This window comes from Duganella sp. Leaf126 (assembly GCF_001423125.1).
Lineage (GTDB): Bacteria > Pseudomonadota > Gammaproteobacteria > Burkholderiales > Burkholderiaceae_D > Rugamonas.
On the sequence record NZ_LMNW01000012.1, the window covers coordinates 320,861 to 335,904 of the forward strand.

A 15,044-nucleotide genomic window follows, 5' to 3' on the forward strand; every position below is an offset into this window, starting at 1 on the left:
CCTGCTCGCGGCTGTACGGTGCCTCACCTTGGCGCGTGCGGCAGGCGGCGGCTTGCCAGCCTGCGTTGGACGGGGCGCTAGGGGACCAGCTGGTCCGGCGCGCCCTGGTCGAATACCAGCGTCTTGACCGGCCCGTCGATCTGCACATTGACCGTGTTTTTCTGCGTCGGGATCAGATCGGTCAGCATGGCGTTGTGGATGCGCGCGCCCGGCGTCAGGCGGGTGCGCGGAATTTCCTGGAAAATCACCACGCTGTCGGCATCGGCCTTCATGCCGATCCAGGTCAGCGGCAGGCGTTCGCCCTTGCGGCCCGCCACGGCGAACTGCTGCTCCGCGTACTTGCGCAGCAGCGCTTCGCTGCCCGGCTGACCGAGGTCCACCAGGCGTCCCGCCTGGCGGCTCAGCAGTGCTGCCACGTCGTGCGCCGTGTAGGTATGGACGATTTCGGTGCTGCCCGAGCGCGTGTTGTAGCTGATGTCGGCGATGCCCATGTGGTAGTTATGGGCGGTCGCCGCCATGCTGGTCAATGCCAGCAGGGCAGCGGCGCCGCGCAGCAAGGGCCGTACCATCAATTGCCCGCTTCGGCCTTGGACTTGTCGTCCTTGGCTTTCAGCGGCGTATTGTAGTCGCGCATCAGGTTGACCTTGTCACGCTCGGTCTTGAACAGTTCCAGGCGCGACTGGCCCGGCTTGCGCGGCCAGGCATTGTTGCTGGTGTCGATGTCGGCGGTTTCCCAGTACGGGTCCTGGGTCAGGCCCACCATCGGCTCGTCGGTGACGATCAGCTTGGTGATCTTCTTCGGCGAATAGCGCCAGACCTCGGCCGGGACGCGCTCGATATACTTCTTGCCGCTCTTGAGTTCTATTTCCAGGATCAGCGGCATGACCAGCCCGCCGAGGTTGGAAAAGTCCACCAGGTACAGGTGCTTGCCTTCGTCGAGCAGCTTTTTCTGCCAGGGTTCGAGCTTGTCCACGGCTTCGGCATACGTGTTGCGGTCCTTGTTGGTGACCGTGAACTCGTCGTGCTCGTTGTAGAAGTCCTTCAGTTCCGGGTGCGCGTCGGTGCGCTTGGGCAGCGCCTTGTTGCGCTGCTCGGAGATCGACACCGGCTGCGCCGCCTTCTGGGCGCGGCGCCAGGCTTTTTCCTTTTCCGGATCCTGGGTATTGACGCCGTACTCGGTGATGCCGTCCACGCTGATGTCCACGGCGTCGGTGGTGTAGAACCAGCCGCGCCAGAACCAGTCGAGGTCCGTGCCCGAGGCATCTTCCATGGTGCGGAAGAAGTCGGCCGGGGTGGGACGCTTGAACTCCCAGCGCTGCGCATACTCGCGGAACGCATAGTCGAACAGCTCGCGGCCCAGGATGGTTTCGCGCAGGATGTTCAATGCGGTGGCCGGCTTGGCGTACGCATTGTTACCGAACTGCAGCAGCGACTCCGAGTTGGTCATGATCGGCACCTGGTTCTGGCTGCGCATGTAATCGACGATGTTGCGCGGTTCGCCGCGGCGCGACGGGTAATTGTCTTCCCACGCCTGCTCGGCCAGGTATTGCACGAAGGTGTTGAGGCCTTCGTCCATCCAGGTCCACTGGCGCTCGTCCGAGTTGATGATCATCGGGTAGTAGTTGTGGCCCACCTCGTGGATGATCACGCCGATCAGGCCATACTTGGTCTGCTGCGAATACGTGATCTCACCGGTCTTCTTGTCCTTGGTCGGACGCGGCCCGTTGAACGAGATCATCGGGTATTCCATGCCGCCCACCGGGCCGTTGACCGAGATCGCGGTCGGGTACGGGTAGTCGAAGCTGAACTTGTTGTACTGCTCGATGGTGTGGATGATGGCCTGGGTGCTGTACTTCTCCCACAGCGGATTGCCTTCCTTCGGGTAGTAGGACATCGCCAGCACGTTGCTGCCGCCCTTCTTGTAACCCTGCGCATCCCAGATGAACTTGCGGCTCGAGGCCCAGGCGAAGTCGCGCACGTTCGATGCCTTGAAGTGCCAGGTCTTCGATGCGGTGCTGACCGATTTTTCCGCCTGCTCGGCTTCGGCCTGGGTGACGATCACCACCGGCTTGTCCGAGGTCCTGGCCCGTGCCAGGCGGTCGCGCTGGGCGGCGCTCAGGACGTCGCCGGGGTTCTGCAGTTCGCCGGTGGAAGCCACCACGTGGTCGGCCGGCACCGTCAGCCTGACGTCGTAGTCGCCGAATTCGAGCGTGAACTCGCCGGACCCGAGAAACTGCTTGTGCTGCCAGCCCGTCACGTCGTAATAGGCCGCCATGCGCGGGAACCACTGGGCGATCTCGAACAGGTCGTTCTTGTCCGCGTCGAAATGCTCGTAGCCGGAACGCCCGCCCAGCACCACCTGTTCGTTGATGTTGTAGGACCAGTCGATATTGAAGCTGTAGCTCTGGCCCGGCTTCAACGGCGCTGGCAGGTCGATGCGCATCATGGTGCGGTTGATGACGTACTTGAGCGGCTGGCCGCCGGCCGTCACGGCCGCGATCTTGAAGCCGCCGTCGAAGTCGCGGCCCGCCAGCACGCTGCGCAAACCCTCGAACTTGAAGCCATCCTCGGCGCCGCGCGGCTTGGTCCACGCCTCGCGCGACGGCTGCGTGAGCATCATGCGGGCGTCGGAATCCTTCTTGTAGATGTTCTGGTCCAGCTGCACCCACAGGTAGGTGAGGGTGTCGGGCGAATTGTTGTGGTAGCGGATCTGCTCGGTGCCGGTGATGGCGCGCCGGGCCTCATCGAGCGTGGCGCGGATCGTGTAATCGGCGCGCTGCTGCCAGTAGGCTGCGCCGGGAGCGCCGGAGGCCGTGCGGTAGGTATTGGGAGTGGGAAGGATTTCGTCGAGCTGGCGGAATTTGTCGTCGAAGGGTTCCGCCGCCCATGCAGAGACGGAGACGGTCAGGCATAAGGCCATGAAGCCGAAGGTTTTGCGCATAGTTTGGTATCCTGCTCTGGTCCCGAATAAAAGAAGCTAGTGTATCGCAACCATACAAATTGTTTCCTCCAGATACATTAATATACAAATCAACATACGGTTTATACCGACACTGTCGGCACTGCACCACAGCCCGCACCGAGTCGGCCCTCAGCCGGCACTAAGCCGGTGCAGCCGTGGTGCACGCACGCGCGCGGTGCACCACGGTGGCCGGGCCAGCCTGGCTGCCGCGCCCGGAAATTTCGCTGGCCGTATCGCGGACCGCTCAGCGTTTTTGCGTCGCCATCGCGTCCTGGAATTCGAAGCGGGCGTCGTCGGGCGCTGCGATGGCGTGCGGATCCACATCGAGCAGCATTACCTGCGCGCCGGCGCCGGCGCGCGCCTGCGGCCACTCTGGCAGAGCTGCGCCGTTGGGATTGCCGGTCTTGATGAAGTTGGCGAAGTAGCGTTGCATCTGCTGCGACAGCGCCCGGTCTTCCGGCGTCCAGGCATAGGTCTTGTTGCCATCGAGGTTGCCCAGCGCGTATTCGATTTCCGCCGAGTGGGCAGCGCCCACATTGCCCGGCCGTGCGCGCGTATAGAAGTAGCGGTACACGGGCTTGCCGCTGGTGCGGGCGTGGGTGTCGAGCCACTTCCAGGTGCCGTACGAGATGAAGCGGTCGCTGGCCAGGTTGACGGCAGCGGCCGTGACCTGGTCGGCGCTGGCGCCGTCGCCGAGGTAGGCCTGGCGCGCGCTGTCGGCCTGCTCGCCGTACAGCTTCTGCAGCGCTGCGGTGAAGCTGGCGACGGTCGGTTCCTCCATGCCTAGCACCTGCTTGTCCGAGCCTTCGTGCGAGTTCCAGCCCGCCAGCAGCGGCACCCGGGCTTGCCGGCCTGCCGCGTACAGTGCTTGCGGCGCGCCCGGCAGCACATAGCCGTCTTCGATCACGAAGAAGCCGGTGCGGGTGGCAGGCAGGGCGTCGAGCAGCTGCTGGGCGGGCATGGCGCGCAGTGCGGCCAGGTCGGCCGCGCCCACCTTGCCGGCGAAGTCGGCGCCCGCGCGTTCGGCATCGGCCAGCTTTTGCGGCGCGTACAGGCCCAGCAGCGAACCGCTTTCGCCGATGGCGCCGGCGATCAGGCGCTTGGCGAGCGGCGAGATCATCTGGGCGCTGACCGAGAACGAGCCGGCCGACTCGCCAGCGATGGTGACGCGTGCCGGGTCGCCGCCGAACGCGGCGATGTTGTTGCTGACCCATTGCAGCGCTGCCGCCTGGTCCATCAGGCCGTAGTTGCCGGACGCCTTGTGCGGCGATTCGGCGCTCAGCTCCGGGTGCGCCAGGAAGCCGAACACGTTGAGGCGGTAATTGACGGTGACGGTGACGATGCCCCTGGCCGCCATGGCGGCGCCGTCGTACCGCGGCTCGGAGCCGTCGCCGGCCGCGAAGCCGCCGCCGTAGAAGTACACGAGGACCGGCAGCCGTGCGTGCTTGACGCCGGAAGGCTGGACCGGGGTCCAGACGTTCAGATACAGGCAGTCTTCGCTGGCGGTATCGGAGCGGAACACCATGTCGGCAAACAGCGGCAGCTGCATCGGACGCGGACCGAACGCGGTGGCCTGGCGTACGCCGCGCCAGGCGGGCGCCGGTTGCGGCGCCTTCCAGCGCAGCGCGCCTACCGGCGGCGCCGCGTACGGGATGCCCTTGTACGAGACGACGCCGTCAGCGACCAGCGCGCCCTGGACGACGCCGCCGGTCGTGGTGGCGCGCGGGGCCTGGGCGGGGGACTTGGCCGCTGGCGCGGCGTGGGCGGCGGCCGGTACCGCGGCGAACAGCACGGTAAGCGAGGTGAGCGCGGTGGCGCTGGCGGCAAACAACAGGCGGGCAGGGAGGGTCATGGCAGCTTCGGTTGTGAGGAAAACGGCAACTATACTCCTGCCCGCCATCTGGTGCGTGACGGCAGCGTACGCTGGCGAACATACATGGGACCGGCACGTTGCTACGATTTAGCCATCAACAATCAATCAACCCATCAACCAACACGAGGCCCATCATGGCAAGCCAAAAACAAGTCCTGGTCGTCGATGACAATGTCGAAATGGTGGAGATGCTGTCGGCCATGCTGCAGCACCACGGTTACGAGACGGCGTCGGCCCACAATGGCTACGAAGCCTGCGACTGGGTGCGCGAGGGCATGCCGCGCGCCATCATCATGGACCTGGGCATGCCGTGGATGGACGGTTTCGGCGCGGTGCGGGCGATCCGCCGCATGCCGGGCGCCGAAGCGCTGCCGATCATCGCAGTCACCGGCTCGGCCGACAACGACTCCGCCAAGAAGGCCGTGGCAGCCGGCTTCACCCAGCATTTTTCCAAGCCGCTCAACTTCGAGCACCTGAACGACTACCTGGCCACCCTGAACTGAGGCTGGCGCCTGCAGGCGACTCGCGCGGTGCGCGAGTCGCCGTTCCAGTTTCAACGTCCCCTATTTCAGCGTCTCCACCAGCACCCGGCCCTCGGACCCTGCCGGCGGGCGCACGTGCAGGATGTTCGCCAGCGTCGGCGCAATGTCCACCACTTCCGCATACTGCCCGTAGTAACCGGGTTTGATCCAGCGTTTACCCATGAGCATCAGCGGCACGTTGGTGTCGTACGCATACGGCGAGCCGTGGGTGGTGCCGCTGGCGGTGCTGGCGAAGTACCAGTACGGACGCGTGATCACCATCAGGTCGCCCGACGCTTCGCGGTTCCAGGCGCGCCGCATCAGGGTGGCGATACGGGTGCCGGCCACGGCGCCACTCTCGAACTGGGTACGGGTCATCGCGTCGCTGATGCCGGGCTGCTGCAGCAGGAACCGGGCGGCGGCGTCTTCCACGTCGGCGTGGCGCAAGCCGGCCTTGTCGACCGCTGCGTAGTCGAGGTGGATGTTGGGCAGCGACCAGGCAGCCAGCAGCCTGGCGCCGCCGAACTTGTCCGACAGGTGCTTGCCCAGGTCCTGCATCAGCTGGTCGCCATTGATGCGCTGCGCTTCGCTGCGCTGCTGGTTCGAGAACTCGGCCGTGTTGGCAAAGCCATGGTCGGCGGTCAGCACCACCAGCACGTTGTCCATGCCCAGGCGCTGGTCAAGGTAATTGAAAAATTCGCCGAGCATGCGGTCCACGCGCTGCAGGTGGTCGTGCGACAGCTTGCTCTCCGGGCCGTACGCATGGTTGACGTAATCGTGCGCCGACAGGCTTACGCCCAGCAGGTCCGGTACGGCGCTGTCGTTGCGGCCCAGGTTTTCGCCTTCCACGGCCGCCCGCGCGAAGTCCAGCGTCAGCTGGTCCAGGTAGGGCCCCGTCTTGAGGCTGTTGTAGTAGGCCGCGTCGATCTGGCCGCTCTCGCTGTAATAGGTGTACGGCAGGCGGTTATGGCCGCCGGGCTTTGCCGGTGTCAGGTCGTCGTGGGCATCGCCGGCATAGGCGGCCTCGGGCAACAGCGCGCTCCAGGCCTTGCCGTAATAGCGGTCCTGCGGCTTGCCGGCCTGGTACTGCGTCACCCAGGCCGGATGCGCGGCCATGTAGAAGGTGCTGCTGGCGAAGTTGCCGGTCTTGTCCATGTACATATAGGCGGTGCCGGTTTTACCGGCAAGCAGGATCGCGCCGCGGTCCTTGCCCGATACCGTGATGACCTTGCTGCGGTTGCCGGAAGCGTAGCGCAGCTGGTCGCCCAGCGTATCGACGCGCAGCCGCGTGGGCGCCGTACCGTCGCTGGGCTCGGTGTGCTCGCCGATATAGGTGTAGCGCGTATCTTCGGTGCAGTAGACCGACTTTTTGGTGACCGGATCGATCCAGTTGTTGCCGATGATGCCGTGCACATACGGGTAGGCGCCGCTCAGCACGGCGGAGTGGCCGACCGCGGTGACGGTCACGCCGTGCGCCTGGTGGGCGTTGCTGAAGCTGGCGCCTTCGGCCAGCAGCCGGCCGAGGCCGCCCTGCTTGCCCTTGCCGAACTGGTCGCGGTAGCGCTGCACCTGTTCGTTTGGCAAGCCGTCCACTACCAGCACCACCACCAGCTTCGGCGGCGGCGCTGCCGTGGTTGCGCCCGGCGTGAAGGGGGCGGCATGGACAGTGAGCGCGCTCAGCGCCAGGGTGGAAACGGTCAGTACGAGGGCGGGCAGGGACAGTGGTGTCGTCATGGGAAAGTCTGGTCGATGGGAATGGGACGTGGTCCACAGCGTACCATGGGCCGGGCGGCAGCTTACAGCGCGCATGTGACCGCTTCATGACATGATGGCAATGCGGGGGAGCGCATTTTTGTTGGGGAAAACACAGCAATCGGGCCGGGAAGCCGCTAAATTACGTGCTTGTCGGAAAAATACTTGATAGAATGATGCCGTGAGGAATCTGTCTTCGGGAGCAGGAAATGATAACGGTAAACAGTATTGGTGGTGGCACCCTGTCGGCGGCAGTCGTTGCCGAGAAGTCGCAGGGTACCCAGCAGATCGCGCCGGCACAGGATCTCGGTGCCGACGATCTGGGCGCGTCGATCGCTGCCTATATGTCGCTGCCCGGCTTTAACGCCGCCGGTGCCGTCGGCGCCAGCAACGATACCGCAACCGATACGCAAGCCGACGGCGGCCAAGCTGCCGCGCTGCAGGCGGTGTCCGATTCCGACGATGACGGCCTGAAGCAGGCTTTGAAAGAGTTCGACGACGGTCTGAAGAGCCTGTCCCAGCGTCCCGAAGCGCAGGTGTTCCGCGCTAAGTTCGGCGCCGAGCCGCTGGTCGAAGGGCGTTTGCCGCCGCCGCCGCCACTGCCGGGCGTCCAGGAAAACGGTTTGCTCAACATGCCGGGCAGCGACCGCCTGGCAGCCGACACCAATCACGACGGCAAGGTCAGCGAGGAAGAGTTGCGCCGTTACCAGGAGCCGTTGACGTACCGCGCCATTGCCGGCGCCGGCCGCCTCGATGCGCTGGCCGATGGGCCGTCGGCGTTTTCGCTGGTCGAGGCCAACCGCGCTTACGGCGTGGTGTCCGCCGCTGCTGCCACGGCCTGATCGCACCGATTCCGCAACACGGGTTTTGCCGGCCAGGTAAAGCCCGTTTTTTTTTGCCGGACCGGGTGGCCATGCCGGCAGCTGCCACGACGGGACGCTGCCGAGGGCAGGGGCGAGCGGTGGCACGGCCCGGGCGCCACGGGTCAGCGCTGCTGCACCGCGATCGTGATATTGTTCCCGGTAACGATGGCGCTGTCCGGCGCGCTGCCCTGCTTGCCCTGCTTCAGTGCCGTCGCCGGCGATGATCGCAGCGGCACGCGCGCCTTGAAACGCCGATCTTGACCAGACAGAGAGAAGAGACGAGCAGTGCCGATACCAGAGTCGAGAAACAGCAAGGACAGTCCGTTTGCATGGCTGTCCGACCGCCGTCAGCGCAGCAAGGAAGAGGTCATCCTGATGATCATGTGCGCGCTGAGCATTCCCAGCATCCTGCCGTTCGGCCTGTACCGTCTGTGGCAGGGGGCATGGCTGTCGGCAGCGGTGGACCTGGCGCTGGTGCTGGCCATGCTGTCGGTGATCGTGCACGTGTGGCACACGGGGCGCCACAAGGTGGCCAGCCTCGGTGTCACGCTGTTCTATTCGGCGGGCATGCTGGCCACGATCTACCTGCGCGGACTGTCGCTCGTGTACTGGGTGTACCCGACCATGATCGCGGCGTTCTTCATGCTGCGGCCCAAGGTGGCGCTGGCGATCAACAGCGTCTCGCTGCTGGTGCTGGTGGCCATGCTGGAGCCGCAGATGCACCTGCTGAACCTGCTGACGGTGGTGGTGACGATCTCGCTGGTCAACCTGTTCGCCTATATCTTTTCGCACCGCACCGGCCTGCAAAACCGCGAACTGCACATCGAGGCGGAGCGCGACTTCCTGACCGGCGTGGGCAACCGCCGCGCCCTCGACAGCAAGCTGGCCGGCTACGCAGCCGAACGCCGTCCGCAGCCCGAGGCATGCCTGCTGCTGCTCGATCTCGACCACTTCAAGCAGGTCAACGACCACCACGGTCATCCGGCCGGCGACGAAGTGCTGCGCCGCCTGTGCGACGTGCTGCGGCACCACACCCGCGTGACCGACGAGATTTTCCGTTACGGCGGCGAAGAATTCGCCATCATTGCCCACGGCGCCAGCGTGCGCGCAGCCGGCAAGCTGGCCGACACCCTGCGCAGCGCCGTTGCCGCCGCACCGCTGCTCGACGGCCACCCGATCACCGCCTCGATCGGCGTCGCCCCGATGCCGCGCGGTACCGCACCGGCCGAGTGGCTGGAACAGGCGGACAAGATGCTGTATGCGGCCAAGGAGGGCGGGCGCAACACGGTGCGGGTGGCGCAAGCGGCAGCCGACGGCCGCTAAGGCGGCTGGCCGGACCGGACAGCCATCCCGGCCCGGGGGCGCAGGCGGTCAAAACATCCAGGACAGGGAAATCCGCAGGCTCTTCCTGAAAACGATAATCGAAAACATGACGGCCATCAGAGAAATCAGATGGCTCGACATATACAGATAAATGCCGCTGGTGCGTAGCGTCTGCCGCATCATCGCAAAACCGATGCAGGGCGATGTCAGGCAGAGCAGCAGCAGGATCGGCGCCACCCATAAACGTTCCAGGTTATCGTGCAGATAGCCGAGCGCGCAATACCACGCGACCAGCGGTACCGGCACGGTCAGCAGCGCAACCAGGATCAGTGTCGAGACCAGATAAGCCATAGTTTCCCCCTTCCTGCTTTATACGTGGGCCGATACCGGTACAGATTCACACAATGTCACCGACCGGTATTCATGGCGCCGCGTTGCCGAATTTCGGAGAATAAATCGTGCTGGCGTGGCAGCCGCGTCACACAGCTGCCATTCTCTTAAGGTGGTATAAAAATCAAATTTTTATTGAGAGCGCTTACCTGCAGATACTGCGCGTGCATTGGTCGCGCATCGGCATTAGCGCGACGCAGCTGCGGTGCTTGCATCCGGCGCGTCGTCCTCATCCTCATCGTCGTCCTGGTCCGCCCGCGGCGCCGGTGCGATTGGCGGCGGCATGGCATCGACCTGTTGCACCACCTGCGCCAGCAGCGCCTGCGGCCGGTACTGCAGCGCGTCCGGTGTCAGACCCAGGCGCACCACCACCAGCTGGCGCGACGGCACGATGGCGATCGACTGGCCGTCGTGGCCCTGCATCCAGTAGGTATCGGCCGGCAGGCCGTACGGACCGTCGGCGTTGGGACCCGTGGTCGGTCCCTGGCGCCAGACCAGGCCCTGGCCGTACCGGCCGCCGGAGGCCGGCACCGGGGCCTGCATCGCTGCGACGAACCCCGGCGGCAGCATCCGCTTGCCCTGCCACACGCCATCCTGCAGCAGGAACTGGCCGAAGCGCGCCCAGTCCTGGGTCGTCGCGTACATGTAGCTGGAGCCGACCAGCGTGCCGCGTGCATCGGCTTCGATGATGGCGCTGCTCATGCCCAGCGGGGCAAACAGCTGGTCGTGCGGCAGCGCCAGTGCGCCGGTTGCGCTGACGCTGCCGGTCGGCACCGCTGCGCGCTGCCAGATGCGCGCCAGCAGCACCGTGCTGCCGCTCGCATACTGCCATACCGTGCCCGGCGTGTGCGCCAGCGGCTGCGCGGCCGCGAAGGCCGCCATGTCCGGTTCCAGGTATAACATGCGGGTGACGTCGGAAACGTCGCCGTAGGCTTCATTGAACTGCAGGCCGCTGGTCATGGCCATCAGCTGCGCCAGCGTGATCTGCGCGCGCGGGTCGGCCGGATCCGCCCAGCAGCCCGTGCGCCCCGGTGCAAGGCTGCCGTCGGCGATGCCGATGCCAGCCAGCGCCGCAGTGACGGTCTTGGTCATCGACCAGCCGAGCAGCGGGACGCCGACACCGAAACCGTCGCCGTAGCGCTGCGCCACCAGGCGGCCGCGATGGATCACGACCAGGCCGCGCATGCCGGGGCCGGCCAGCTTGTCGTCGTTGACGGCAGCCTGGATGGCCGGCAGCGTCTCGGCCATGGCGCCGGTGGGCCATGGCACGTTGGGCGAGGCGCTCCAGATGCGCAGGGGAGGGTATTGATAGCGGCTGGCCTGGGCCAGGTCGCCGTCCGGCACCACCGCGCAGCCGGTGCCGGGCCGGTACACGGCCAGGCCCTGGCCCAGCAGGCCGAAAAAGTCGGCATGGACGGTCTTGTTCTGCCGGTCCACCCGTACCCGCAGGTACTTGAGCAACGGATGCCCGGGCGCCTGCACGTCATCGGCCAGCACGTCCTGCGCATCGCGGTGGGCGATGAAGACGTTGGAGCAGACGATCTTGGCGCCGTAGGCAGCGCCCACCCGCAGTAGTTGGGGCGGACGCCCGATCAGGGTGAGGGCGGCGCCGGCAGCCACCACCAGCAAGGCGCCGGCGGCGATGACCAGGCGCGGCACCAGCTTATTGGGCATAGGGGAGAGGATTCAACTTCCGGGTCCGTTTCACTACACAATCGACCTGATCGATTATGCCCAGTTCGACCTGCGAATACAACGAGCAAATGCGCGGGCAAATGCGCGGCCGGAAGTCAGGGTAGACGTGCAGGCGGACGCGCAGCCAGGTGCGCGGCCACCCGCGAGGTCACGCGCGCGGCCGATACCCAAGGTAGCGGCCGGCGCTAGGGACAAGTTAGAAGCTCGTCGACAGGCCTGCGTACAGCGAACGGCGCGCGCCGTACTGCGGTGCGCCCACGCCCACGCCGGAACCGTCGCGCAGCAGGTAGGACTTGTCGAACAGGTTGATCACCGCGATGCGGCCTTCGACATTGCCGGCGCCCGACTGTTTCCAGTTGTGGGTCAGCGCCAGGTTGACCGTGGTGTACGACGGCAGGTGACCGGAGTTCGGCGCAGCGCCGTCCGGCGTGGTGCGCAGGCCGCTGCCGTACAGGAAGTCGCTGCTGATCTGCGAATCGCCGAAGTGGTAGTGGGCGCCGCCCGACACGGTGTAGGTCTGGTCGTGGTCCACGTAGATGTAGTGGTTGCTGATGTACGCCAGTTCATCGACGCCGAACAGCGACTGGCCGGAGACGATGTTTTCCGCCTTGGCGCGTTGCGTGGTCAGGTTGAGGAAGCCGCCCCAGTGCGCCTGGCTGTAGATCGCCGACAGTTCCAGGCCCTTGGCAAAGCCGTGTTCATAGTTGAACGGCGAGAGGATCAGCGCCTGGCCGAACTGGCCCTCGTCGAGCATGTTGTGGATCTTCTTGTAGTAGGCGTCGGCGGTCAGGGTCAGCTGGCCGTTGACCTTGTGGCTCACGCCCACGTCGAAGTAGTTGGTGCGCTCGGCGCGCACGTTGTCCGAGATGGCCACGGCCGGCGCATTGGTGGTGCCGGCGTACTTGTCGATGCTCTCCTGGGCGGCCAGTTCCTGCGGCGGTGGCGTGAAGTAGCGCGAATAGCCGGCGTGCAGGGCGGTGTCCTTGCCGACCTGCCAGGCCAGGTTGGCGCGCGGGCTCCATTGCTGCTCGTTGATGAAGGCGCGCACCTTGTCGTAACGGACGCCGTAGTTCAGCGTCAGCGGCGCGGCGATGCGCCATTCGTCCTGCAGGTACACGCTGCCGAGCTTGCCGGTCTGGCGGCTGTTGTCGACGATGGTGCGCGGGTCGGTCGAGGCCTGGCTGCCGTCGTCGTTGGTGTCGAACACGGCCACGCTGTTGTCGCTGCGGGTGTTCTGGCGCGCATACGACAGGCCGGTGCGCAGCGTGTGCTGCGGGTTGAGCTTGTAGCTGAGGTCGAACTGGGCGCCGCTGGCCGAGTTCGAGCGCAGCGTGTCGGAGCCGACGCCGTTGTAGATCAGGTCGCCCAGCGCATCGGGCGTGTAGTGCAGTTCCGAGTACTGGTGGAAGGCCGAGACCTGGTAATTGAGGTCGCCCAGGCTTTTCTGCAGCGACAGCACCACGAAGCGGTTCACCTCGCGCTGGTGCTGGTCCAGCTGCGACGACGGTGCGTTGGTGGTGCCGGCGGCGGCGTCGCTCTGGCCGGTCAGCGAAAACGCCGGCGCCTGGTCCGGGTTGTTCGGAATCTGGAAGCGGCCGTTATAGGTGCCGAACATCAGGCCCAGGCGGGTCTGGTCGTCGAGGAAGTACGACAGCGCGCCGAAGGACTTGGTCTGCTGGGTGTGGTTATGCAGCGAATCGCGGCCCGGCAGCGGGTTCTCGATGCCAAGATCGTTGCGCAGGTAGCTGCCCGACAGGTAGTAGTTGAAGGCGCCCTGGGTGCCGAAGAATTCCGCGCTCGGCTCGTAATGGTTGTTGGAACCGGCCAGTACGCCGATGCGCCCGCCCGGCTGGGTCGTGCCTTCCTTGGTCTGGATGTCGACGATGCCGGCCGTGCGCAGGCCGAACTGCGCCGGCAGGGCGCCCGTGATGAAGTCGGTCTGCTGGACGAAGCGGGTATCGATCGACTGGCCGAAACCGCTGATACTTTCCGGCAGCTGGACGCCGTTGACGCGGTATTGCACGTTGGCGTGGTCGTCGCGCACGTGGATCGAACCGGATGCCTTGGAGTCCTGGCTCACGCCCGGCAGGCGCAGCAGCACTTCGTTGAACGGCGTGTTGTCGCCCTGTCCCAGCTGGTCGATCATGTGGCGGTCAATCGTGTAGACGGTGGTGCCGACATTGGGCGACAGGTCGATGCGGGCGCTTTTCAGGTGCGCGGCGGTCACTTCCACCTGTTGCAGCGGCTGGTCGGTGCCGGTGGCGTCGGGCGCATCTTCAGCGTGGGAGTGGGTGGTGTAGAAGGCGGCAGCCAGCAGCAGTGGCAGGGCGCGCAGTTGAGGAGCGTGTTGCATGTTCTATCCTTGGATGTCGGGCGTGACGGTGCACGGACGTGCAGCGGCGTCACGCAAAAAAGCGTCGGATCGGCGGCAAGCGCCGAAACTCGGAAAACGATCAGAGGGGAAAAACAGCAACGGCCGGCGGCGCGTGCGAGGGGGGCGTCAGATAGCTGGTGCGCAGCCGTGGTGCGTGGTAGGCCGGCGCAGGCGCAGCGTAGGCGAACGTGACGGCAAGCGGCGCCACCGCGGCCGGCGGCGGCAGGTCGCCGAGCGGCATGTCGGCCACCTGGCAGGCCGCGCAATCCGTATGGTTTTCGGCATACGCGTGGGCGTGCGCATTCGCGCCGAGCAGCTGCAACGCCAGGAACAGCAGCACGAACACCATCACCAGGCGCTGGTAGCGCTGGGTTCGCAACTGTCGGTGCGAGGTGACGTGACTGGCGGCGGAGGCGTGCATGGGCGCGATTCTACAGGGATGTACCCATAACGACAACGCTTGTTATCGTATCAATGTCGGCGCAGTTCCCCGTGGTCGCCGACCAGCCCGCGCCGGGTGGCCAGCACCACGGCGTGCGTGCGCGCCGTGGCGCCCAGCTTGTCGAACAGGCCCTTGACATGGGTTTTGACGGTGCCCACGCCGATCCCGAGTTCGCGCGCGATCGACTTGTTGCACTGGCCCTGGGCCAGCAGCTGCAGCACATCGGTTTCGCGGCTGGTCAAGCCGATGCGGGTAAAGCTGTCCGCCACGCAGCGGCTCAGTTCCGCGCTCAGGTAGCGCGCGCCGCGCCCCAGCGTGCGCACGGCGGTCAGCAACTGGTCGGCCGGACTGTGCTGCAGCAGATAGCCGTGGACACCGGCCATCATCGCGGTGCGCACGTCCCATTCGCGCTCGAGCTGGGTGACGATCAGTATGCGCGGCTGGGGCGCGCCGGGCAGGGCGTCGGCGGCGCGGCGCATCTGCGCGATGCCGTCCTTGTGGTTGAGGATCAGTACAGCGGCGTCGTCATGACCCTCTGCCGGCGCCGCCTGGTCGGTTGCCATGTGCACGTCCATGCGCACGTCCAGGTCGGCGCCGCCGGCCAGCAGCGCGGCCAGCCCGGCGCTGACGATCGGATCGGCATGGGCCACCACCACGGTGAGCTTCTGGTCGGGCGGCATGCCGGCGGTGCCGGCCTGGCTGGTGCTGCTGCCGCTGGCTGCCTGCGGCCAGCTTTTGCTATCGAGTCGCATAAGGTTTCTCCTGGGTTGCCGTGCCGGCGATACGTCGCCAGCGCCACGACAGCGTAACTGCGATGGTCGAAAATGCCACGACCCGATCCGGTGGTGC

At 65.9% G+C, this 15,044-nt stretch carries 13 protein-coding genes; 3 read left to right on the plus strand and 10 right to left on the minus strand.

Annotated elements, in window-relative coordinates:
- Positions 1 to 77: 77 nt before the first annotated feature.
- The 3 genes from ASF61_RS09150 to ASF61_RS09160 form a co-directional block, all read right to left on the minus strand.
- Positions 78 to 569, minus strand: a complete 492-nt coding sequence (locus ASF61_RS09150) for a DUF6702 family protein (protein WP_056154272.1) — start codon at positions 567 to 569, stop codon at positions 78 to 80.
- Positions 569 to 2,941: a M1 family aminopeptidase gene (locus tag ASF61_RS09155; protein WP_056154273.1), complete on the minus strand. Its 2,373-nt coding sequence runs from the start codon at positions 2,939 to 2,941 to the stop codon at positions 569 to 571. The genes ASF61_RS09150 and ASF61_RS09155 overlap by 1 nt, the downstream gene beginning before the upstream one ends.
- Positions 2,942 to 3,206: 265 nt before the next feature.
- The gene (locus ASF61_RS09160; protein WP_082491395.1) at positions 3,207 to 4,814 is read right to left on the minus strand and encodes a carboxylesterase/lipase family protein; all 1,608 of its coding nucleotides are present in this window, start codon (positions 4,812 to 4,814) and stop codon (positions 3,207 to 3,209) included.
- Positions 4,815 to 4,969: 155 nt separating this feature from the next.
- Between ASF61_RS09160 and ASF61_RS09165 the strand changes: the two genes are divergently transcribed.
- Entirely contained in the window at positions 4,970 to 5,338 is a 369-nt protein-coding gene (locus ASF61_RS09165) for a response regulator (RefSeq protein ID WP_056154279.1), read from the plus strand.
- Between the two features lie 60 nt (positions 5,339 to 5,398).
- Here the strand turns inward: ASF61_RS09165 and ASF61_RS09170 are convergent, their stop codons facing one another.
- A complete protein-coding gene (locus ASF61_RS09170; RefSeq protein ID WP_056154282.1) occupies positions 5,399 to 7,090 on the minus strand; it encodes an alkaline phosphatase family protein in 1,692 nt (563 codons plus the stop codon).
- 227 nt (positions 7,091 to 7,317) lie between these two features.
- Here ASF61_RS09170 and ASF61_RS09175 point away from each other — a divergent pair, with 227 nt between their 5' ends.
- The gene (locus ASF61_RS09175; RefSeq protein WP_056154285.1) at positions 7,318 to 7,950 is read left to right on the plus strand and encodes a hypothetical protein; all 633 of its coding nucleotides are present in this window, start codon (positions 7,318 to 7,320) and stop codon (positions 7,948 to 7,950) included.
- A gap of 143 nt (positions 7,951 to 8,093) precedes the next feature.
- On the opposite strand, the gene ASF61_RS23215 is transcribed toward ASF61_RS09175, so the two are convergent.
- A complete protein-coding gene (locus tag ASF61_RS23215; protein ID WP_156369507.1) occupies positions 8,094 to 8,285 on the minus strand; it encodes a hypothetical protein in 192 nt (63 codons plus the stop codon).
- Here ASF61_RS23215 and ASF61_RS09180 point away from each other — a divergent pair.
- Positions 8,257 to 9,294: a GGDEF domain-containing protein gene (locus ASF61_RS09180; RefSeq protein ID WP_056154288.1), complete on the plus strand. Its 1,038-nt coding sequence runs from the start codon at positions 8,257 to 8,259 to the stop codon at positions 9,292 to 9,294. The two genes, ASF61_RS23215 and ASF61_RS09180, sit on opposite strands and share 29 nt — an antisense overlap.
- Before the next feature lie 48 nt (positions 9,295 to 9,342).
- On the opposite strand, the gene ASF61_RS09185 is transcribed toward ASF61_RS09180, so the two are convergent.
- The 5 genes from ASF61_RS09185 to ASF61_RS09205 form a co-directional block, all read right to left on the minus strand.
- Positions 9,343 to 9,645, minus strand: a complete 303-nt coding sequence (locus ASF61_RS09185) for a hypothetical protein (RefSeq protein WP_056154291.1) — start codon at positions 9,643 to 9,645, stop codon at positions 9,343 to 9,345.
- Positions 9,646 to 9,870: 225 nt separating this feature from the next.
- Entirely contained in the window at positions 9,871 to 11,358 is a 1,488-nt protein-coding gene (locus tag ASF61_RS09190; RefSeq protein WP_056154294.1) for a serine hydrolase, read from the minus strand.
- Positions 11,359 to 11,575: 217 nt separating this feature from the next.
- The gene (locus tag ASF61_RS09195) at positions 11,576 to 13,732 is read right to left on the minus strand and encodes a TonB-dependent receptor (protein ID WP_056154296.1); all 2,157 of its coding nucleotides are present in this window, start codon (positions 13,730 to 13,732) and stop codon (positions 11,576 to 11,578) included.
- A 100-nt stretch (positions 13,733 to 13,832) separates the two neighbouring features.
- Positions 13,833 to 14,174: a hypothetical protein gene (locus tag ASF61_RS09200; protein ID WP_082491397.1), complete on the minus strand. Its 342-nt coding sequence runs from the start codon at positions 14,172 to 14,174 to the stop codon at positions 13,833 to 13,835.
- Between the two features lie 50 nt (positions 14,175 to 14,224).
- Positions 14,225 to 14,947 (minus strand): response regulator transcription factor, encoded by a 723-nt coding sequence (locus tag ASF61_RS09205; RefSeq protein WP_056154301.1) that lies wholly within the window; start codon positions 14,945 to 14,947, stop codon positions 14,225 to 14,227.
- Positions 14,948 to 15,044: the final 97 nt, after the last annotated feature.